Origin of the sequence: Candidatus Nitrotoga arctica (assembly GCF_918378365.1) — a bacterium.
GTDB lineage: Bacteria > Pseudomonadota > Gammaproteobacteria > Burkholderiales > Gallionellaceae > Nitrotoga > Nitrotoga arctica.
This window is the reverse complement of sequence record NZ_OU912926.1, coordinates 2,460,989-2,481,928: the sequence shown is the minus strand read 5'-3', so window position 1 is coordinate 2,481,928 and position 20,940 is coordinate 2,460,989. Positions and strand designations below refer to the sequence as shown.

At 51.3% G+C, this 20,940-nt stretch carries 17 protein-coding genes and 2 tRNA genes; 10 read left to right on the top strand and 9 right to left on the bottom strand.

Annotated elements, in window-relative coordinates:
• Positions 1-205: 205 nt before the first annotated feature.
• Positions 206-631: a TOBE domain-containing protein gene (locus MKZ32_RS11370; protein WP_239797374.1), complete on the bottom strand. Its 426-nt coding sequence runs from the start codon at positions 629-631 to the stop codon at positions 206-208.
• A gap of 298 nt (positions 632-929) precedes the next feature.
• Positions 930-1,742, bottom strand: coding sequence for a TOBE domain-containing protein (locus MKZ32_RS11365; RefSeq protein WP_239797373.1), 813 nt, complete (start codon positions 1,740-1,742; stop codon positions 930-932).
• 573 nt (positions 1,743-2,315) lie between these two features.
• Here MKZ32_RS11365 and MKZ32_RS11360 point away from each other — a divergent pair.
• The 9 genes from MKZ32_RS11360 to nosR all read left to right on the top strand — a co-directional run bounded on the left by MKZ32_RS11360 (position 2,316) and on the right by nosR (position 14,650).
• Positions 2,316-2,648, top strand: coding sequence for a DUF2325 domain-containing protein (locus tag MKZ32_RS11360; RefSeq protein ID WP_239797372.1), 333 nt, complete (start codon positions 2,316-2,318; stop codon positions 2,646-2,648).
• Between the two features lie 497 nt (positions 2,649-3,145).
• On the top strand, positions 3,146-3,634 hold the full coding sequence (locus MKZ32_RS11355) for a hypothetical protein (RefSeq protein ID WP_239797371.1): 489 nt from the start codon (positions 3,146-3,148) through the stop codon (positions 3,632-3,634).
• 644 nt (positions 3,635-4,278) lie between these two features.
• Positions 4,279-6,012, top strand: a complete 1,734-nt coding sequence (gene kaiC / locus MKZ32_RS11350) for a circadian clock protein KaiC (RefSeq protein WP_239797370.1) — start codon at positions 4,279-4,281, stop codon at positions 6,010-6,012.
• A 7-nt stretch (positions 6,013-6,019) separates the two neighbouring features.
• The gene (locus MKZ32_RS11345) at positions 6,020-6,310 is read left to right on the top strand and encodes a circadian clock KaiB family protein (protein WP_239797369.1); all 291 of its coding nucleotides are present in this window, start codon (positions 6,020-6,022) and stop codon (positions 6,308-6,310) included.
• Positions 6,307-9,903: an EAL domain-containing protein gene (locus MKZ32_RS11340; RefSeq protein WP_239797368.1), complete on the top strand. Its 3,597-nt coding sequence runs from the start codon at positions 6,307-6,309 to the stop codon at positions 9,901-9,903. The genes MKZ32_RS11345 and MKZ32_RS11340 overlap by 4 nt, the downstream gene beginning before the upstream one ends.
• Positions 9,904-9,914: 11 nt before the next feature.
• Entirely contained in the window at positions 9,915-10,226 is a 312-nt protein-coding gene (locus MKZ32_RS11335; protein ID WP_239797367.1) for a hypothetical protein, read from the top strand.
• Complete coding sequence (locus tag MKZ32_RS11330; protein ID WP_239797366.1) at positions 10,223-11,062, top strand: HDOD domain-containing protein; 840 nt, start codon at positions 10,223-10,225, stop codon at positions 11,060-11,062. Before MKZ32_RS11335 ends, MKZ32_RS11330 begins: the two co-directional genes overlap by 4 nt.
• Positions 11,063-11,084: 22 nt before the next feature.
• On the top strand, positions 11,085-13,277 hold the full coding sequence (locus MKZ32_RS11325) for a PAS domain S-box protein (protein ID WP_239797365.1): 2,193 nt from the start codon (positions 11,085-11,087) through the stop codon (positions 13,275-13,277).
• Positions 13,274-14,650, top strand: a complete 1,377-nt coding sequence (nosR, locus tag MKZ32_RS11320) for a response regulator c-di-GMP phosphodiesterase, NosR family (protein WP_239797364.1) — start codon at positions 13,274-13,276, stop codon at positions 14,648-14,650. Before MKZ32_RS11325 ends, nosR begins: the two co-directional genes overlap by 4 nt.
• Before the next feature lie 237 nt (positions 14,651-14,887).
• Here the strand turns inward: nosR and MKZ32_RS11315 are convergent, their stop codons facing one another.
• The 5 genes from MKZ32_RS11315 to MKZ32_RS11295 are packed head-to-tail and all read right to left on the bottom strand — an operon-like array spanning position 14,888 to position 19,708.
• Positions 14,888-15,607, bottom strand: coding sequence for a 4'-phosphopantetheinyl transferase family protein (locus MKZ32_RS11315; RefSeq protein WP_239797363.1), 720 nt, complete (start codon positions 15,605-15,607; stop codon positions 14,888-14,890).
• A gap of 20 nt (positions 15,608-15,627) precedes the next feature.
• Positions 15,628-16,248, bottom strand: a complete 621-nt coding sequence (locus MKZ32_RS11310; RefSeq protein WP_239797362.1) for a thioesterase domain-containing protein — start codon at positions 16,246-16,248, stop codon at positions 15,628-15,630.
• Positions 16,169-19,216 (bottom strand): non-ribosomal peptide synthetase, encoded by a 3,048-nt coding sequence (locus MKZ32_RS11305; RefSeq protein WP_239797361.1) that lies wholly within the window; start codon positions 19,214-19,216, stop codon positions 16,169-16,171. Before MKZ32_RS11305 ends, MKZ32_RS11310 begins: the two co-directional genes overlap by 80 nt.
• A complete protein-coding gene (locus MKZ32_RS15740; protein ID WP_420887731.1) occupies positions 19,113-19,490 on the bottom strand; it encodes a condensation domain-containing protein in 378 nt (125 codons plus the stop codon). Before MKZ32_RS15740 ends, MKZ32_RS11305 begins: the two co-directional genes overlap by 104 nt.
• Positions 19,487-19,708, bottom strand: coding sequence for a hypothetical protein (locus MKZ32_RS11295; protein WP_239797359.1), 222 nt, complete (start codon positions 19,706-19,708; stop codon positions 19,487-19,489). Before MKZ32_RS11295 ends, MKZ32_RS15740 begins: the two co-directional genes overlap by 4 nt.
• 570 nt (positions 19,709-20,278) lie before the next feature.
• On the opposite strand from MKZ32_RS11295, the gene MKZ32_RS11290 reads away from it, so the two are divergent.
• On the top strand, positions 20,279-20,644 hold the full coding sequence (locus tag MKZ32_RS11290; RefSeq protein ID WP_239797358.1) for a hypothetical protein: 366 nt from the start codon (positions 20,279-20,281) through the stop codon (positions 20,642-20,644).
• Between the two features lie 84 nt (positions 20,645-20,728).
• On the opposite strand, the gene MKZ32_RS11285 is transcribed toward MKZ32_RS11290, so the two are convergent.
• Positions 20,729-20,805 (bottom strand) — tRNA-Arg (locus tag MKZ32_RS11285).
• A gap of 26 nt (positions 20,806-20,831) precedes the next feature.
• Positions 20,832-20,924, bottom strand: a tRNA-Ser gene (locus MKZ32_RS11280).
• Between the last annotated feature and the right edge of the window lie 16 nt (positions 20,925-20,940).

Below are 20,940 nucleotides of genomic sequence, written 5' to 3'. Positions count from 1 at the left end.
ACTAAAATTTCAAGGCTCAAGCGTTGTATCTGCAAGATGCCATGCCTTGGACAGGAGAAGGAAAGTGGTATATTTAATGTGTCAAAAAACGACCAGTTTATCGGCATAAACGAAACACCGCCTGCTCGACTACAAAAGCAGGCGACGTTTGAATTTTGAATTCACCCTAATTTAACGACATATTTAGTTTGGAATAACTCGAAAGTTACGTTTGAGTCCCGATGATCACGCTTGATGCTTTGAAGATTGCGGTAGCTGGCATACCAACAGCGAGTCCGAGTGACTTGCAACTTTCGTTAGTGACAATAGCCGCAACAGAAGCGCCACCTTCAAGCCCGATTATCACTTCAGAATTGACTGCACCGGATTTCACTTGTGAAATGGTACCATTCAGAGAATTACGGGCAGAAAACTTTGCTCCCTTATTGTCAGTCGCAATAATGATTGATGAGGATTTAATGAGTGCGAATGCCTTTGCCCCAACTTGTAATCCAAGTCCATCTGCGCTCTCATGAGTGACTATAGCGACGATTTTCCCTCCAGCCACTTCCAGCTCAACCTCGTCGTTGACAGAACCTTGTTTGACATTCGTTACCTTGCCTTGAAACTGGTTACGGGCACTGGTTTTCATATTTATTCTCCTAAGTTAGAAAAAACAATTGATAACAGGTGATACAAAGCGCAGTATATATTAATATATAACCATTGGCACTTCTATGCTCTATCGCACAGATCGGCGGGCTTGTGGCCTTACTCCGCAGGACGCTTGGATCGCATAAGTTTGGTCAACGTTGTTTTTTTCTAGTCAGAATAATTCAGAACAATTTCAGGAACGACTCGAATACGGATCTTTCAGTGTTAACAACACAAAAGTATATTGATATTTTGCAGCTTTCATAAGTTCAATCAAGTGCCCTCGTTACACCAGCTTATGCTGTAATACCCAAAATCACACTGGATGCTTTAAAAATTCCCATGGCTTTCGCCCCAACAACGAGTCCGAGCGAACTAGCGCTTCCGTTTGTGATGATGGCAGCAATCGAGCCTCCGCCAGCCAAATCAATGATCACTTCCGTATTGACTGCCCCGGAGTTCACGCGAGAAATGGTGCCGCGTAAACGATTGCGGGCGGAAAAATTAGTGCTTTTATCATCTATCACGACAATTACCGATGATGACTTGATGAGGGCGAACATTTCTGCGCCGAGACACAACCCAAGTCCCTCTGTGCTCTCGTGAGTAATGATAGCGACAATTTTTTCCCCTCCGACTATTTTCAGTTCGATTTCGTCGTTGGCGGCCCCGCGTTTGATTGCTGAGACTTTGCCTAGAAACTGGTTGCGGGCACTGGTTTTCATGTTCATTCGTTTAATCAATAAAAAATCGCTCGCGACTCCCTCAGCCTGCCGACTGAGTCGATCAACAAATTCACGATGTTCCCGTTCTATGATTCTGAAGCTCTCTACTAATTGCTCGCCGCGCCGAGTCAATCGGGTACCGCCGCCGCCCTTGCCCCCCGTTACCCGTTCCACCAATGGTTCGCCTGACAAATTGTTCATGTTGTCAATGGCATCCCAAGCGGCCTTGTAACTCATCTTGATGGACTTGGCTGCTTGGGAAATGGAGCCGCATTCGGCGATTTTAGAGAGCAAGCCAATGCGGCCCGGACCACCAAAATTTTCACCTCCCACCGTCATCCATACTGAACCATGTAATTCAATCGAACTTTCTTTTGGCTCCATTCTTAATGTCCATTCCATTTCGTAATTAAAGTATATCGGAACTAGCCGTTTTGACTGTGCACATCATGGTAACAGGTTATTTTTACCTTGTAATTTACCCAATTCAATGAGGAGGAATAAGTTCTATTTTGTGTTTTTCCGGTATGCAGAAAAAATGATTCAAAAGAGTGCTATATGCGTTCATTATGGAATTTTGAATGGTACCGAAAGAGCGAATTTCCGTTCTAGACCAGTCTGCAACAACACGATAACGACATGTTATGTCACTGCAAAATAAATTAAGGCTTATCCCAAATAAAATCCATTAGTCGATTTTAACGGAACGGACAGACGTCCGACGATAGGACGTAATTAATTGATTACAAATCATATTATCAATGAGCAGCTGAGTCGTTCAGTATTATTACGGAAACGGCTTGAATTATCGTTATATTTAAGTGTATATTACGATTTCACGGACTGCTTGCTTCGTAAAGATTAAATTTAGTTTTCATATTAACCATGACATTTCGCCTTGGTTAAGAAGCAGCAAATGCAGCCCGTTGTATACCGATAATTATTTAGGTGATTGTTATGAATGCAATTTTAATAGGTGCGGATCGCTTGGGAAATATTCCTGAATTACTTTCTGATTGGAACATAAACATTACCCGTCATATCACTGGACGGCATGTATCACATCAGCGCAAACAACATGGCTTGCCAAGGAATACAGAACTTTTGATATTATTCACGGATTTTTTGGGCCATAACGTGATGCGCCATTTTCGTAACGTGGCGCAAGTTCAAGGCATACCCTTTATAGCTTGCCGTCGATCCACAAGCTATCTGGCGCAGTCGCTGGAATGCTGTTTTAGCAAAAAAATTGAACGATCAAAATGCCCGAACTGCCCATTACGTCCTTGATATTTTTTCGTTTGCTGATTCAGTAGTAATGCTATAAGTATTAATGCCGGCAACACAATGAAAACACATCATTTACGGATTAACGGGCTGGACTGAAAGAGTTACTTTCGACGCATTCTGAAATTTGCATGGGTTTTAAGTACTATCCTGAGCTTTATGATTTTGCGCTGGTTAGCTATTTAGTCTCAATCAAGTCGGCATCGCTCGCCCCAATCGCTGCCATCAACACAAAGCGCTCGCTCTAGAGCGCGGCTTCGCACCATTTTCGATAGCTTTTAGCATGGCGATTTTCTATTGTCGGATAGATGAATCGGATGGTCCAGGCTCATGGATACTGTGAGCATAACCTCGGAATATTTTAAGGATATGACTATTATTGAATACTAGGTAACGAGCGAGACGATTATTGTCTGGGTGGCTAAGCTACAAATCTTAACCGTTGCAGTTTGGCTAGGCTACTATAGACAACAAATCGTCCCTATAAAAATCCCTCCAAAATGAAACGCTTCATCCTCGTTCCGCTCACTTGGCTTGTTGCCATGTTCTTCTTGATTGAAGAGTTTATCTGGGATCAAACGGAACGGCTGATGGCTCGGCTTGGAACGCTATCCTTGATCCATGCGATAGAACGTCATATCGCGGCACTGCCACCCCGCTGGGCTATGTTTGTTTTTTTACTACCCAGCTTAATATTAATTCCGGCCAAATTCATTGGATTGCATGCTATTGCATCTGGGCATTGGCTTTTGGGTACCGCAATTTTTGTGGTGGCCAAGCTGCTTGGTATGGCGCTATTTTCCCGTATTTTCAACTTGACTCGACCGGCACTCATGCAAGTTCGTTGGTTTGCTGGGCTATATAACAAAGTGATGTTTCACCTCAATCTGATTCACTCTTACCTGGATCAATGGCCAGCTTATCAACTGGTCAAGCAAACTATCAAATCGTTGATTTCCAGAATCAAGACGATAATGCGGCCTGTATAGCAATTGCAACAGGGCTATTGATGGTAGCTGCTTTGCAGACTGGTAATCAATTTAATGGGTCAGGGAAGTCGATCTGCTTCAGATGTGAAGTTACCTGAGGCGAATTCAAAACTGAACAGGGAGAGGACGAGAATCAGCTAAGTTCATTTAGTATTAACCGAATAATACAGAAATTTTCTATTGGAAGCTGCTCGATTAGATGGGTAATTTATGCGTGTTATCGCGTATTCATCTATAGCAAACAAGGTGATATACTTTAAGAAGTTGTGGGTCATCATCATTCTCCTGATCTAATGACCTAACCCGTTTTTTCCGTGCTTTCACGCGATTTTTTCTGCGTGATCTGTATTCGGAACCATTCCATGTTTCGACAGGAGACTATATATGTCTGCTAGCAATTCCCGCGCTTTCGTTCTCGACTACGACGCTGGAGGTACCCAACTCTTGTGTCTATCGGATTCGAGTCTTGGTCTAAGGTTATTAGCCTACCCCTCCAAGGCAATGCCTGGTAAACGTCAGGTCTCGTTCTTTCATGTTGGGCATCCGCAACAAATGGTCGAGCGAATTGCAACCAAAGCATCAGATGCTTATTATCAACCGCCATCGCGGTGGCCGAGTTCATTATTCTTCCTACAGGAGTAAAGATGAAATCTGTCCGATCTCCCATTTTAAAGGTGGCAAGCAAAGCACCGACTGGCATCGCCGGTTTTGATGAAATCACTGGCGGAGGTTTGCCACACGGCCGCACGACGTTGCTGGTAGGTGGGCCAGGTTCCGGCAAGACCGTACTTTCGCTGCAATTTTTGGTGTATGGCGCGGAAGAGTGCAAAGAATCGGGTATTTTTGTCGCTTTTGAGGAAAACTCAAAGCGCATCGTGGCCAATGCCGAAAGCTTTGGGTGGAAACTCGCGGAGTTGCAGCGGAAAAAACTATTTTTCATGGATATCAACCCAATGCCCGACATGGTCCAGTCGGGGGATTTCGATCTCAGAGGGATGCTCGCGGTGCTGGAGGCTAAGTCCAATGAAACAAGGACGCGGCGTATTGTGTTCGATGCCATGGATGTCATATTGGCACTGCTTCCTGATGAGGCGGCGAGAAGGCGGGAGGTCTGTAGATTGCATGAGTGGTTATTGGCGCGTGAACTGACAGGCATCATTACCCTTAAGGCTGGTGGGGAATATATAAGCACCAGGAGCGAACCGCCTTTCAGCTTCATACACTTCTTGGTGGATTGCACCGTGATCCTCAATCACAGCGTGATTTTAGGCGTGTCGCAACGCAACATGCGCGTTCAGAAGTATCGTGGCTCCAGCTTCGATGAAGATGAATTACCGTTTGTGATCGGCAAAAATGGACTGGAGGTCGCCGTCGCGCATACGCCGAGCCGTGTAGACGCCAAGATAACCAACGAGCGCATTTCCAGCGGAGTGGAGCGGCTCGATACTATGTTGGGCGGCGGCTATTACCGCGGCGCCAGTGTGCTGATCACGGGATTCTCAGGCACGGCCAAAACCACTTTGAGTGGTGCGTTCGCGGATGCAGCCTGTCAGCGCGGCGAGCGCACGCTGTTCGTGAGTTTTGATTCCGACGGGGCCGAGGTGATTCGTAACCTGGCTTCGGTAGGTATCCAGCTTGGTCGTTACGTAAAAAGCGGGAGTCTGCGCATGATCTCAGCTCGCACCATCACCGGTAGTGCAGAAACATTTCTTGCGCGCATCAAGACGCTTGCTAAGGAGCACAAAGCTCGTTGTCTGGTGATCGATCCAGTCTCCACATGGTCCAAATCCGGCAATGCATTGACCGCGCGCAGTGTGGCAGAACGGTTAATTGACTGGTCTAAGGCTAACGGCACGACCCTGGTCTGCACTAGCTTGCTTGACGAGATGTCCAGTCAGTCGGAAGGCAATTCGTCCTTACAGATATCGAAGATCGCGGACACCTGGATCCACCTCAACTATTTACTTCAGGCCGGGGAGCGCAACCGGGGCTTGTCCATCATCAAGTCCCGTGGCACGGCGCATTCGAACCAAGTGCGCGAGCTGATCCTCAGCGATTCGGGTGTGACACTGACCGACACCTATACTGCAGGCGGTGAGGTTTTGATGGGTGCGTTGCGCTGGCAAAAGGAACGCGCCGACCGGGTCGCGAACGAGGTCAACGAAGTCGCTATGAAGCTTAAGCGCGTCAGGCTCGATGCCGAAGAGGCCGAGCTCGAGGTGCGAGTGAAATCGCTGCAGACGGAACTCTTGGCAAAGCAAGTCGAAAAAGAATTGTTGGTACGTACTACGGAAAGCCGCAAGGGGGAGATATCGCAAGGCCTCACTCGCATGGAAGAGTTGCGTGGGGCAGATGCAACAAAGCCCGATCGGAAATGAGCTTACTATGAGCCCACAAACCATGTTCAAATTCCGGCTGTATGTCGCAGGTGATGCGCCGAACTCCGCGCAGGCGATTGCCAACCTTACCGCACTTTGTCGGGCGCACCTTACGAATCGGCACGAGATTGAAATCGTAGATGTGTTTCGGGAACCGAAGCGTGCACTGATAGACGGTGTATTCCTGACCCCGACTCTGATCAAACTGGCGCCGTCCCCCGTCCAAATAATCGTAGGTTCACTCAATCACACCCAGATCGTATTGCGTGCTTTGAATCTGGAAGTCGTCGCGCCATGAACCCCAAAGACCCGCCATCTCTGGAAGACTCGAGTGAGAAAATTTCTGCGTTAATTGAGACTCTACGTCACACCGAGCAACGCTTGGAGGAACTAACGGCAGGCCAGGTGGATACGGTGGCGGGTCATGATGGCCGGCCATTCTTGCTGCGGCGCGCCCAGGATCACATGCGCCACAGCGAGGCCGCCATTCTCAACGCATTGCCCGCGCATATCGCTTTGCTTGATACCCAAGGACTCATCGTATCGGTGAACGAGGCATGGCGGCGATTTGCCAGCACGAATGCGATCCAGGGCCAAGGGCATGGGGTCGGCGTTAATTACTTAGAGATTTGCGATAGCGCACGGGGAGAGGGCGCATCTGAGGCGCACCAGGCCGCCGCAGGGATTCGATCGGTGCTGGGTGGCGGAGTTAAAAGCTTTTCGCTTGAATATTCCTGTCATTCGTCGACAGAACAGTGCTGGTTCCTGTTGATGGTAACTCCCTTGGCTGATGATCATCCGAATGGCGTCGTGGTTATGCACTTGAACATAACGGAGCGAAAAAAGGTCGCGCAGGAACTGCGCGAAAGCGAGCGTCGCTTTTGCGACCTACTGGGAAATGTAGAGCTGGTTTCAGTGATGCTCGATTGCGAAGGTAGGATTACGTACTGCAACGAGTATTTACTGCACCTGACCGATTGGCAACTCGGGGAGGTTATTGGGCAAAACTGGTTTGAGCTTTTCATACCACCAGAAATTAACGATTTAAAAAATTCTTTTTTCGCGGCGCTCCTCGCCAACCAGTCCGAAGAAAGGCATCACGAGAACGAGATCCTCACACGTTCCGGCGAGCGTCGGTTCATTCGCTGGAACAATTCGGTGTTACGGTCGGGAGCCGGCGACGTGATCGGAACGGCCAGCATCGGCGAAGACATCACTGAACGCAAGAAAGCGCAAGCCAGTATCATATATCTCAACCGCGTATATGCCATGCTTAGCGGTATTAACACACTCATCATGCGCGTGCGTGAACGCGACGAGCTATTCAGGGAGGCTTGCCGGATAGCGGTCGAGGTAGGCGGGTTCCGCATGGCCATGATAGCCCTCGTGGATCGGAGCACAATGAAAATTGTTCCTATTGCCTCTGCGGGCAAGGACGAGGCTCTCCTGACCGCTATCAAAGACGTATTATCATCCAGTGAGACTGCATCCAATACCATGCTCGCGCTGACGATAAGGGAGAAAAAGTCCGTCGTGTCCAACGATTCGAAAAACGACTCCAGGGTTTTGTTCAATAAGAAATACACCGAATCAGAAGTTCGCTCGATGGCTGTTTTGCCGCTCATTGTTTCGGATAAAGTAGTAGGCGTGTTCGCGCTATACGCCAGCGAGAGCGAATTCTTCCATGAGGAAGAAATGAAGCTGTTAACCGAATTGACTGGCGACATCGCGTTCGCGATTGATCACATCAAAAAAGAGCAGCAGCTAAATTATCTGGCTTACTACGACGTTGTCACCGGACTGCCCAACCGCACCCTGATTCACGACCGCCTGGATCAAGGGGTGATGGCGGCACGGCGCAACAAGTGGCTATTGGCGGTATTGTCAGTCAGTCTAGATAATTTCAAGATGGTCATTGACACGCTAGGGCACAGTATCGGCGACGGTCTGCTGCAGGAAGTTGCACGCCGCCTCACGGCATGTTTGGATGACACTGGCACAGTTGGATGTCTGGGCGTGGATGAGTTCTGCATCATCCTGCCGGAGATTGCCCGTAGCGAGGACGCGACGATGGTAGCGCGTAAAGTGATCGATAGTTGCGCTGGGCCGTACCTGATTGACGGCAAGGAGCTGTTCGTCTGGGCTAGTGTTGGCATTACCTTGTTCCCGGATGATGCCGACGATAGTGCGTCTCTGATTCACAACGCCCACACAGCGATGTATCGGGCCAAGAATCAGGGGCGCAACACTTATCAGTTTTTTACGATGGAGATGAACCGGAACGCGCAAGACAAGATGCGGCTGGAAACAGACCTGCGCTACGCGCTGAGCAATGGCGAATTCCTGCTCTATTACCAGCCCAAAGTGAGTTGCACCACCGGAAAAATTACAGGCTTTGAGGCGTTGTTGCGTTGGCAGCATTCTGTGCGTGGGCTGGTGGGACCCGACGAGTTCATTCCGTTGTTGGAGGAAACCGGTTTGATCGTTCCTGTCGGCGAATGGGTGCTAACCACTGCCTGCGCACAGTTGCGATGTTGGCACGATGAGGGATTGGGTACCCCGAGCATGGCGGTTAATGTCTCCGAGAGACAGATTCATGTTGCCGATCTGTGCGAGACGGTGCGACAGGCGCTAGCGACGAGCGGGCTGGCGCCCATTCACTTGGAGCTGGAGCTGACCGAGAGTCAGTTGATGCAAGATGTCGATGGTGTCATCGGTGTTCTGGAACGGATCAAGGAGATCGGCGTGAAGATTACGGTGGACGATTTCGGTACCGGTTATTCCAGCCTAGCCTATCTTAAGCGCTTTCCCATCGACAGTTTGAAGGTGGATAAGGCCTTTGTTCAGGACATCATCGCCGACCCGAATGACGTTTCGATAACTCGCGCCATCATCACTCTGGCGCATAACCTGAAGCTTAATGTGGTGGCCGAGGGAGTCGAGACCGAGGGGCAGCTGGGTCTTCTGATCGCCAACCATTGCGACGAGATTCAGGGCTATTATTTTAGCCGTCCACTGCCGGTCGAGGAAGCGACCGCTTTGTTGCGCGAGGGTCGATCGCTGGACAGCCGGATGATGGCTGGCCTGAAGCCGAGTCGGACACTGCTCTTGGTCGACGACGAAGCAAATATTCTTTCTGCGTTGAAGCGGCTGTTGCGCCGCGACGGTTACGATATTCTTACTGCCATGAGCGCAGAGCAGGGGCTGGAAATGCTCGCCAGCCATCGAGTCGACGTGATCATTTCCGACCAGCTCATGCCCGGCATGAGCGGGGTCGAATTTCTGCGCCGGGTCAAAACGCTACACCCAGATACAGTACGTTTGGTACTTTCCGGCTACACCGATCTACAGGCGGTGACGGATGCGATCAATGAGGGGGCGATCTACAAATTCCTGTCCAAACCCTGGGATGACGACATCCTTCGTGCCAACATCGAGGAAGCTTTCCGTCATAAGGAAATGGCCGACGAGAACCGTCGTTTGCATACAGGGTTGGCGTTGGCCAACAGCCAAATGACAGTGGTCAACGAGCAGCTGCAGAAGATGTTGGCGAACAAGGATCTGCAGGTGATGCGCGACGAGTCTTTGCTCAACATCGTGCAAGAAGTGCTGCAGCAACTACCCTGGCCGATCATCGGTATCGACGATGAGTTCATTGTCGTCTTGGCTAACACCGCTGCCGATGTGATCTGCGGCGATGGTAAGCTGCTTCTGGGGCGGGATATGTACGCCTCGCTACCGGCGCCGCTCCTCGCGGCGTTGGGTTCGTCCATGATGGCAGAAACGGATATTGATATTAATGGTATCCGCTATCGTTTGCGCGGCAGTAGCATGGGTGAGCACTCACGCTCGCGCGGTGCTCTGCTCGTGCTCCTGCCGCTTGTTGTCTGACCAAGCCAGTAATGATCCAAATAATTCCGCTCGAGCAGACTTTACCCGGCATGGTGCTGGGCGAAGAAGTGATGAGCGGCAGCAACATACTGCTGCCGCTCGGTACGGTAATCGACACTGCCCATATCGATAGTTTGCGTCGTTGTGGAGTGAGCGAGATAGTTGTGCTGGTGTCGAGCGAGCGTTCTGCTGCGGAGCTTAATGAGCAACGTGAAGTGCTAAGCGAGCGGGTAGAACATTTGTTCAGGCGAGCCGGTTCGCATGTAACCATGCAGGCCCTGCGACGCGCAGTGCTTGACTACCGGCTGGAGAAATTCAAATGAGCGAGATCACACTGCAAATGGCGGTGGCCGATCTAGATCGACTGCCGGCCTTGCCTGAAGTGGTACTGGATCTAATGGACTACCTGCAGCGCCCTGAAGTGGATGTTGGGCAAGTTGCCTTCAGGATCGCGCGGGATCCGGCCCTGGCGGCTAAATTATTGCGTGTCGCCAATTCTTCTTTTTACGGCCTGCAGAGACAGGTAGCAACGATACCGGATGCCTTGACAGTGTTAGGGTTACGCGCTGCCCGCACCCTGATCACCGGAGCCGCCGTAGTGACCCACTTTCAGACTTTGGTAGTGGCGGGCTACGATCAACGTGCCTTCTGGCTGCACAGCGCCGGGACGGCACTTTGCGCGCGTGCGTTGGCCCGCGAGCTTGGTACCAATATGGAAAATTCCTTCACCGCTGGCCTGCTTCATGATGTAGGCCGGCTTATCCTTGCGGCACGTTTTCCAGAGAAGTATCGTAGCGTGATGGCATACCGTGCCGAGCACGATTGCTACCCCATTGAAGCAGAGCAAGCAGTTTTGGGTTTCGACCATGCTCAGATCGGTGCGGCACTCGCTGTGCGCTGGAAATTTCCCGCCGAGATAGCGGTGGCGATCGCCAACCATCACAACCCGATGGATATGCCCGCAAATTCCCTTGTCGATCTGGTACATCTGGCCGACGTCATGGCGCATGTGCTGGAATTTCCGGGGGGCAATGAAGATCTGGTACCGTGCTTATCCGACGTCGCCTGGAACAGGTTAGGCATCGGCTGGGTTGAATTCAAGCGTCTGTTGGGCGAGGTAGATGCTCAGCGCGATGAGACGGAGTGGATGCTAAGCTAAAGCAGAAAGGGATGGCGACAGCATGGAAACAGAGCCGGATAGGTTGGATGCCGTTGTGCCGAGTAGTCAGCAGCGTGAACTGGAGAATTACAAGTTTGTCTTTGACCAGCATGCCATCATCAGCGTCACCGATGCCGCCGGGTCCATCCTCGATGCTAATGAATTGTTTTCCAAGATCAGTGGCTTTTCCCGTGAGGAACTCATCGGCCGTGATCACCGCATGCTCAATTCTGGTTACCATCTCAAGGATTTTTTCGAGGGCATGTGGCTCACTATCGGTGCCGGAAAGGTATGGCAAAGCAATATCCGTAACCGACGCAAGAATGGTGAATTTTACTGGGTATCGACCACAATCGTGCCTTTGTTGGGTGAAAATGGGCAACCCCATAAGTACGTTGCGATCTGCACTGACATTACTGCGCAAGTAAAGACGGAGGAGGAACTGCAATGCAGCCAGCAAGTGTCCCGCGGGTTGTCCGAGACCGTTGCCGTAATACCGCATCGTGGCAGTAAGCTGATCCATGCAAATCCAGTAACCGAATTCACCAATTTTACGCATGATGAATTGTTAAGCATGGATTACTGGGAACTCGCCCACTCTGACTCGCGCGAACTGGCGCACCAGCGTGGCGAAGCGATGGATGCCCATTCAGAATATTCTATTACTCCCAAGAGTGACACCGAGATCGGGGTTGAGCGCAGTGCCGCCAACACCGAACACTCAGGGGAACTGGCGGTGCTCGTTACGGGTATCACCGACAGTAAGCGCGCCGAAGTGGCGCAGCTGCATGCGCAGCAGGTATTGGCCCAGATCGTCAATGCTAATCCGATGCCGAAGTTCGTTATCGACGCCAATTGTGTTGTGACGCACTGGAATAAGGCCTGCGAGATGATCACTGGCATCAGTGCGGCCGAGATGGTCGGCACGAACAATCACTGGCGTGCCTTCTACACAGAGCGGCGGCTGGTGCTGTCTGATCTGGTGGTGAAGGGTGTCAGCGAGGCTGAGATCGTTGAGTCACATTACAGCAATCCGCGCTGTTTTCCGCTATCCGATGGCGCTTACAATGTCGATATATTCCATCCTTCTTTGGGTGAGCATGGTCTCTGGTTGAGTTGCACCGCAGCCCCTCTGATAAACGAACAAAAGCAAATCGTTGGCGCTCTTACGACGTTTAGGGATATCACCAAGCAAAAATTTTTTGAAGAGGAGCTGAATCATGCACACCGAGACCTGGAGCAGTTGGTTCAAAGCCGTACCGCTGAACTTGAGCAGGCGAACCTTCGGTTGGCAGCGGACGTGCGGAATCGAGAACGGGCCGAAGCAGTTTTGTTGCGGCGCAACATGCAGCTGAGTGAACTCAATGCCCGTCTTAACGTGGTGCAGGAGCATCTGCTGCAAAACGAGAAAATGGCCTCGATTGGCCAGCTAGCTGCCGGCGTCGCACATGAGATCAATAACCCGATTGGCTATGTGCATTCCAATATTGGGGCGCTGGAGACCTATCTGAACGACTTGTTTTTAATTCTCGACGCTTATGCCAGTACAGAGAATGTGCTGATGATCGACGCAGCGGCCCACGCCGAACTACAGAGACTCAAGGCGGAACTTAATTTGGATTTTCTGCGTATGGATATTCCGCTGCTTATGGCAGAGTCTAAGGAAGGTATCTCGCGCGTAAGTAAGATCGTCCAGGATCTGAAAGATTTTTCTCACGTCAATAGCAGCCAGGAGTGGAAGTGGGTCAACCTGCACCAAGGACTAAACTCGACCCTCAACGTAGTCAACAACGAGATTAAATACAAAGCCAAAGTGGTCAAGGAATATGGCATATTACCCGAGATCGAGTGCCTGCCATCGGAGATCAACCAGGTGTTCCTCAATCTCCTGGTTAATGCCGCCCATGCAATCGCCGATGCGGAGCGCGGCATCATCACATTGCGCAGCGGCTGCGACGATCTACACGTCTGGATTGAGGTCGCTGACACTGGCAGCGGTATCGTGCCGGAAAATCTGAAGCGCATCTTCGACCCTTTCTTCACCACCAAGCCAATCGGCAAGGGCACTGGCTTAGGCCTCTCTCTCTCCTACGGGATCGTAACAAAGCATGGCGGCAGCATAGAGGTGGAAAGCAAGGTGGGCACAGGCACGACTTTTCGTGTCATTCTACCGCAGCGGCAGAGCCATGAATCGACCCAAGAGGAAACACCGTGAGCGATACAAGCATCTTGCTGCCGCCTGCCGCGAGCAGAGCGAGCGCGACCCTGTTGTGCGTCGACGACGAGCAGAACATTCTTTCCGCCCTGCGCCGGTTATTCCGCCACGATGGTTACCGTGTACTGACAGCCATCAGCGGTGATGCGGGAATAAAGCTTTTGGAGAGCGAGCAGGTCGACCTAGTGATTTCCGATATGCGCATGCCGGAAATGGATGGAGCTCGTTTTCTTGAGGTGGTAAGTAGCCGTTGGCCGGACACCTCACGCATTCTGCTCACAGGCCATGCCGATATCACCTCGACCATTGAGGCCATCAACCAGGGTCAGATTTTTCGCTACATCTCCAAGCCTTGGGACGACCAGGATGTGCGCCTGATCGTGCGCCATGCGCTCGAACACAAGCAGCTGGAGCGTGACAAGCGACGTCTCGAGGCCTTGACCCAACGGCAGAACGAGGAGCTGCGCGAGCTGAATGCCAGCCTCGAAGCTCGCGTCGAAGAGCGCACCGCTGAACTGCGCTTGACCCATGATGCGCTTGCTGCTGCCAACGAGAAACTGAAGACCAGTTTTCTGACCTCGATCAAGGTTTTCTCGAATCTGATTGAGGTGACTGAGGGACCCCGTTCGGGACATTCGCGTCGTGTCGCCGACCTGGCCCGACGCATCGCCGTCAAAATAGGGCTGGATCGGACTGCGACGCAGGACGTGATGCTCGCCGGTCTCCTCCACGACATCGGCAAGATTGGCATGCCCGACGCCCTGCTCGCAAAGTCGGTAAGCCAAATGAACACAGAAGAGTTCATTCTGTTTAAGAAACACCCGATCAAGGGAGAGTTAGCCCTAATGGCGCTCGACAGCCTGCGCAGCGCCGCCCGCTTGTTGCGCTCGCATCATGAGCGCTACGACGGCCAAGGTTATCCCGATGGTCTGAGCGCAACGGATATTCCGCTGGGTGCTCGCATCCTCGCCGTTGCCAACGACTATGACGGCTTGCAGATCGGAAGCTTCAGTGCCAAACGTCTGACTTCAGTAGAGGCGCTCGCTTTCCTCCAGCAGTCACGGGGCAAACGCTACGATCCGCAGGTGCTCGATGCCTTTGCCAGCCTGAATGACAGTGAAATCGTCGATAAAGCGCAGAAGGAGTGGGCGTTAGGTCCAAATTCTCTCAAGCCGGGCATGGTACTGAGCCGTGATCTGGTCAGCCGCGAAGGCGCTTTACTGCTCGCAGCCGATTTCCTCCTCGACGACAGCCTGATAAAGCAGATCAGGGGTTACACCCGCTACGAGGAACAAAGTGTCGTGATTCACGTGCGTGCCGATTGGATCGAAACCAACACCAATCAAAAATCGGCCATCAATATTGATGATTAATATCTATATGTCGGTTTTTACGGGAATGAAGAATTGCACTTTATGGATGGACAATTCTCTGATTTGTTCGAACAGACTGCGGAAGGAGAAATGTAGCGTCGAATCGGACAGTGCTTCATTCCGACAATGGCAGCCTGATCGCAGAGTTAATATGCTTGAACTGACAGTATTAAAACCTGTGTGGTCATCAATGTGTGGCGAATGAACTGTAATACCAGTCTACGATGAGACATCTTATCAGGCTCTTTTCCTAAGATGCTCAAAATTATAATGACGGATGTCCCACCTCGCAGCTTCTATGGCGACAGCGGCGGAATAGGCACTCGATACTTCGATATTGTATATTTGCCATGATTTTATTTCTTGCGGGCAATCGTGATGCTCAAGGAGCGCAGAGCTGCTTTCATCCAAGGATACGCTGAAGCGATTCAATGAATAAGAAAGCCCTATTCCCCGTGCCTTGATATAGGCCTCTTTGCGTGTCCAGGCACGGAAAAATGCGGCAATGCGCTGCTCTTCCGGCAGATCCTGGAGTGCGTTGTTCTCTTGCACCGAGAACCAGCGCTGGCAGATATCCACGTAGTCGATATTTTGTTGGATTGCTTCGATGTCAATGCCAACTTCGCTGTTCAGCACGAAAGCCGCTAGCATGGTCTCTCCACTGTGTGAAACATTGAAGCACAACCCGTTATCAATGTTCTGCAAGGAAGGTTTGCCGTAATCGTTGTAGTCGAAGATTAGTGCTTCTGGCTCACGGCCCATGTAGCCGCCGAGCAGTTTGCGCAGAGCGGCGCGACCGGCAATATATCGGAGCCGAAGTTTATCAAACCGGTAACGATCAGCCTTGATCTGTTCGTCGTCTGAGAGCAGGGCCATAAGCGGCTGCCAATGGCCATTGTCGTAATCGAGTTCTATTTTCCAAATGTGCAATTCGCCTGCCTGGAGTTGAGGTGGCACAGCAGCTTTTTTCCAGTGAATTATTTTTTATGATGGGAAGTCCTGTCTAGAATATCTTGTAGTTTTTCGGCCAGCACGTCAACGCAAGGGGGGGTGACCATCAAGCCATGAGTGCCTGGCAGAGAGTGAACTACCAGGTCGCCCTTTGCCACTTTGCTCCACCCCAGCAATGGGTCAGTGGCATGTTTTTCTGATTCTGCTGCAAGAAATAAATCTATCCGGCCAGGATAAGGCGAATGCTTGTAACTCCAGTGTGCCCAGCGGTGAGTCTCTCCAATCGTTTTCATCTTACGCAAGCGGCGAAGTCCGAGCGTATGCAAAAAAAGATAGTAAATCCGCTCTTGATACCCCCGCAAGTCTTGAAAAGTAAGGATTTTATAAAGCCCTTTCCAAAAATTTCTCTTAAGCCTCACACCCGGTGCGAAACTGTCCAGCAACGCAAGGCAAGAGACCTCTTCGCCAGCGGCACGCAGTTGTTGCGCCATCTCAAAGGCAACAATGCCACCGCTTGAAAATCCAGCGATGCGGTAGGGCCCGTGAACTTGGAGCTGGCGCATGGCCTTAATACAATCGCTGGCGATGTCGGGGATATTGTCCCGTGGCGACCTGATTGCAGTAAACGCCACGCGCCTGGAGCCCATAGACCGGTAACTGTGGTGGCAGAACACGAGCCATTTCATAATAATGAAAGAGGTGGCCGCCCAAGGTGTGAATGCAAAACAGCGGCGTCAAACCACCACCTGTCTTGATCTGTACCAGTTCGGGCCACAGAACGGTTTTCTGTTCTTGTGTCAAGATACGTGCCAGTACCTCAATGGTGGCGCCGTCAAACCAGAGAGTATCTAGCGGCAACTTTTGGCCGAAATGTATCTCGATCAGGTTGAATAGCTGTGCAGCCAGCAGCGAGTGCCCGCCAAGATCAAAAAAATTATCTTGGATGCCAATTGGTTTGCGTTTCAGTAAATCTTCCCATATCTTAATTAGATGAAGTTCCAGTGTGCTGCGCGATTTAAGTCTGGCACTATCCGTCAATGTGGCGCTAGGCGCAGGCAGGGCTTTTCGATCTATTTTTCCATTAATTGTCAACGGCAGTTCTTGCATGAGGATAATGTCGGCCGGCACCATGTATTCGGGCAATTTAGCCTTGAGCATGCTCTTCAACTCACAAGTGTTAACTGCATTGTTCGAGGGGACGACGTAGGTGGCAAGGCGTTGGTCACCCGGTGTGTCTTCACGGACGATGGCCACTGCATTCTTCACCAAAGGATGTAGCCTCAGCACGGATTCAATTTCGCCCAGTTCGATGCGGAAGCCGCGAAGTTTGACCTGGAAGTCGATGCGGCCCAGATACTCAATGTTTCCATTGGGCAGGTAGCGGGCCAGATCTCCCGTGCGATACATTCGCGAGCCCGGTACCGCCGAGAACGGATCAGGCAGAAATTTCTCTGAGGTCAACTCCGGTCGGTTTAAATAGCCGCGCGCCAGCCCCGCGCCCGCAACATAAAGCTCCCCATGAACTCCCTCAGGCACCGGTTCGCCATGCCTATCCAGGATATATGTCTGGCTGTTGGCAATTGGCCGTCCGATGGTCGGCGCACCATCATCGCCTCGAGCGATAAGGGCGAAGGTCGAATAGGTCGTGTCCTCAGTAGGGCCGTAAAGATTGAAGAGCTTATCGACATGCTGCAATTCGTAGATATCTCGCGCGAGTGATCTGGGCAACGGCTCGCCGGCAAGATTGATCGTCCGTACCGTCGCCGGCACCGCGCACATCCGCAACAGCTCGGTTATCGCCGAGGGCACGGTGTTAATCAACGTGATTTGCTGCGCGCCAGGTAGCGTAGGCAATTGAAGCGCATTTTCAGCCACGATGACCGTCCCGCCCTGGTTCAGGGGGGCGAACAGCTCGAAGACCGATAGATCGAAACAGACCGATGTCGAGAACAGAGTCCCGGCCAGTTCCTTGTCCGAGAACACCTCTGCGGTCCAGCGCAGGAACGTCACGACGCTTCTATGTTCGATCGCCACGCCCTTTGGCGTGCCGGTGGATCCCGAGGTGTAAATGACGTAGGCAAGGTTTTCGACCGTGGCATGGGCGGGTAGATTGGTATGCGGTTGTGCCGCGATCGTCTGCTGTTCCTGATCCAAACAAGTGATAACCCCGTCGAATGACAGCAATTTTCCGAGCAATCCCTGCTGCGTGAGTAGCACCGGAGCTTGCGCATCCTCGATCATGAAGGCTAGACGTTCCTGCGGATAGCCCGGATCCAGCGGCACGTAGGCGCCGCCCGCCTTTAGGATACCGAGTAAGCCGATCACCAATTCCAGCGACCGCTCCAGGCAGATACCCACCAACACGTCGGGCCCGACGCCCTTGCTGCGCAGGTAGTAAGCCAATTGATTGGCCCGCTTGTTCAACTCACAGTAAGTAAGTTTATGCTCGTTGAAGACCAGAGCAATCGCATCTGGAGTTTTATCAACCTGTTGTTCGATTAGCTGCTGAATGGTGGCGTCGATTTGGTAGTCGACGTTAGTGTTATTCCCATGCTTCAGAATTTGTTGCTTCTCATCTTCAGTCATCAGGGGTAATTCAGCGACTGACCGTTGCGGATTGGCGACCACTTCCTGCAGCAGATTTTGCAAGTGTCCTGCCATTCGTTCAATGGTGGTTTTATCAAAGAGATCGGTGTTGTAGTTGAAGGTGCACTCCAGTCCCTGATTGGATTCCGTGACCGCCAGCGAGAGGTCGAATTTCCCTGTTTCTATGGGAATTTCAATTGGTTCTACCTCGGCGCCATTCAAGGCAAGTTGCGACGCGGGTGTGTTCTGCAATGTGAACATCACTTGGAAAAGTGGGTTGCGGCTCATGTCTCGAGTCGACAGCAGTTCTTCGACCAGTTTTTCGAAGGGTACATCTTGATGGTTGAATGCTGCTAAAGAGGTTTCTTGCACACGGGCCAGCAGCTGGAGAAAGGTGGGTGAACCACTTAAATCGGCGCGGAACACAATGGTGTTGACGAAAAGGCCGATCATCTTCTCCAGTTCGGAGTGATTGCGGCCAGCGACGGGACTGCCTACGGTAAAATCTTCCTGGCCGCTGTAACGGTAGATCAAGGTTTGGAATGCCGCCATCAATAGCATGAACAGGGTTGCATGTTCCTGTTGTGCCAATTGTTTCAGCCTTGTAGTGATTGGTGCGGCGACATGCCAGTTCAAGATTCCGCCCCGATAGCGCTGCACAGGTGGCCGGTGGCGGTCGGTAGGTAATTCCAACAAGGGCGTCGCGACCAATTTTTGTTTCCAGTAGTCAAGCTGCTTTACCAGCGCTTCACCCCACTGACGCTGCCAGACGGCGTAATCGGCGTATTGCAAGCTGGGTTCGGCAAGCGGCGAAGGTTCACCCTTGGTGAAAGCGGCGTAGAACTGATTCAGTTCTCGCACAAAGATATCTATAGACCACCCATCGGAGATGATGGGGTGTTGATTAATGAGCAGGGCGTGATCTTCAGGGGCTAGACGGATGATCTGGGCGTTGAGAAGTGGCCCTTGTTGCAGGTCGAAGGTTGGGTTGGCTGCAGCCATGATCAGGTTGCAGCATTGATTCATCATTTGCTTCGAGCAAGGGGATCGCAAGTTTCAAGTCAGGAACAATTACTTGTACAGGTACATCGCCCTGCATGGCAAAGGTCGTCCGCAGGCTTTCATGGCGGCGAACGACCTCGTTAAGAGCATGGCGCAAAGCCCCGATGTTCAGAGAACCACGAATGCGATAGGCGCACGGGATGTTGTAGTTCGCGCTGCCGTGTTCGAATTGATCCAGAAACCAAAGCCGCTGTTGCGCAAAGGAGAGCGGTAGAGACGAACGGTCAGTTAGTGCCTTCAAGGTGTTTTTATTGCGCAGATAGTACTTCGCAATACCTTGACCGTTGTAATGATTGGATTGCGCGTACGCATTTTCCTGCGCTGCTGCAAGTCGATACCACTTGACCGCTTCTGTGTAGTCGCCCCGCCCATGAGCAGCAACGTCATTTTCAAATGAATCCGTCCACGCTGTTCAAGAGTCAGCAGCCCAGTAAATACAGAAAGTGGCAATCGTTTCATTGGTTATCGCTATTGTGTAAATTTAAATAAGTAGCGCAATATAACACGCTATTAGTATGTCAATATGCTACATATAGCACGCTATTAGTATGTAAACATGCTATTTTCAGTAGACAAATATCAATGTGCTGCATTAATTTTACTGTTGAAACGAGCGGTGGTTTTTCGGGGTGTTCTGTGTCAGTTGAAAATTGGCTTTGCGTTAGCCCATACAGTTATCTTTCGGAGTGTTGTCCCACAACACTTAATGAAAGGAAAAGATATGAGCAGGTTTGCAAGAGCATCGCACGTTAGCAAGCCGAAGGGGCCGCAAACTTTACGGTCAATCGTATTCAGGAAGTCGTCCGGGCAATTCTTCGGAAAGCCTGCAATGAATGGGAATGGTTGGTGCTTGTCCCGGTGGTGCGTATGTTGTCGGAACCGATCAAGCGAGTGCGCTAGCGGCGGGATGAAGCTGACAGGCTGATTGCCGAATTGCCCTTGCATCTTGCTGACATGGTGCGCTTCAGTCTCGAAACGGGTTTGCGGCGTTCTAATGTCACTGGCCTGCAATGATCGCAGGTGGATTTAGTGCGCAAAACTCCGACAAGCCAAGGCCAGAAAAGCGATTCCCGTTCCCTGTCCAGCGCAGCGATTTCTGTGCTGCACAAACAGATCGGCAAGCATCAGGCTCATGTGTTTACTTTTAACGGCAAAGCCGTAAATCAGGTGAGCACCAAGGCATGGTACAAGGCATTAAAGCGGACGGGCATCGAGATTTTCCGCTGGTATGATCTCAGGTACTTGGGCAAGCTGGCATATTCAAGAAGGCACCCCGCTGCATGTATTGCAAGCAGTTGGGCGGATGATCAACACCGGAAATGGTGCAGAAGTATGCGCACCTGTCCAGGGAGCATCTCGCCCAATGGTAGATCGCAGGCCTACTGTTTTGTTTGACCGAAAATCTGCTAAAAAGTGGTACGTTTTTGATTACAGGAAAAGATCAAGGAGCTAGGCTTTTGGCCTAGCTCCTTGATTTACTGGTGCGCCCGGAGCGATTCGAACGCCCGACCCCTTGGTTCGTAGCCAAGTACTCTATCCATCTGAGCTACGGGCGCAAAACTGTTTTTTAAAATTATTGCCATGGCGGAGAGAGAGGGATTCGAACCCTCGGTAAGGCTATAAACCCTACGCTCCCTTAGCAGGGGAGTACCTTCGACCACTCGGCCATCTCTCCTAAAGGCCGAGCAGAT

Coding starts and splice junctions, on each gene's coding strand:
- kaiC (WP_239797370.1), top strand. CDS start 4,279: ATGAAATCTGTCCGATCTCCCATTTTAAAGGTGGCAAGCAAAGCACCG.
- MKZ32_RS11345 (WP_239797369.1), top strand. CDS start 6,020: ATGAGCCCACAAACCATGTTCAAATTCCGGCTGTATGTCGCAGGTGAT.
- MKZ32_RS11295 (WP_239797359.1), bottom strand. CDS start 19,708: ATGAAACGATTGCCACTTTCTGTATTTACTGGGCTGCTGACTCTTGAA.
- MKZ32_RS11335 (WP_239797367.1), top strand. CDS start 9,915: ATGATCCAAATAATTCCGCTCGAGCAGACTTTACCCGGCATGGTGCTG.
- MKZ32_RS11360 (WP_239797372.1), top strand. CDS start 2,316: ATGAATGCAATTTTAATAGGTGCGGATCGCTTGGGAAATATTCCTGAA.
- MKZ32_RS11370 (WP_239797374.1), bottom strand. CDS start 631: ATGAAAACCAGTGCCCGTAACCAGTTTCAAGGCAAGGTAACGAATGTC.
- MKZ32_RS11340 (WP_239797368.1), top strand. CDS start 6,307: ATGAACCCCAAAGACCCGCCATCTCTGGAAGACTCGAGTGAGAAAATT.
- MKZ32_RS11310 (WP_239797362.1), bottom strand. CDS start 16,248: ATGGGCTCCAGGCGCGTGGCGTTTACTGCAATCAGGTCGCCACGGGAC.
- MKZ32_RS11365 (WP_239797373.1), bottom strand. CDS start 1,742: ATGGAGCCAAAAGAAAGTTCGATTGAATTACATGGTTCAGTATGGATG.
- MKZ32_RS11355 (WP_239797371.1), top strand. CDS start 3,146: ATGAAACGCTTCATCCTCGTTCCGCTCACTTGGCTTGTTGCCATGTTC.
- MKZ32_RS11325 (WP_239797365.1), top strand. CDS start 11,085: ATGGAAACAGAGCCGGATAGGTTGGATGCCGTTGTGCCGAGTAGTCAG.
- MKZ32_RS11330 (WP_239797366.1), top strand. CDS start 10,223: ATGAGCGAGATCACACTGCAAATGGCGGTGGCCGATCTAGATCGACTG.
- MKZ32_RS11305 (WP_239797361.1), bottom strand. CDS start 19,216: ATGATGAATCAATGCTGCAACCTGATCATGGCTGCAGCCAACCCAACC.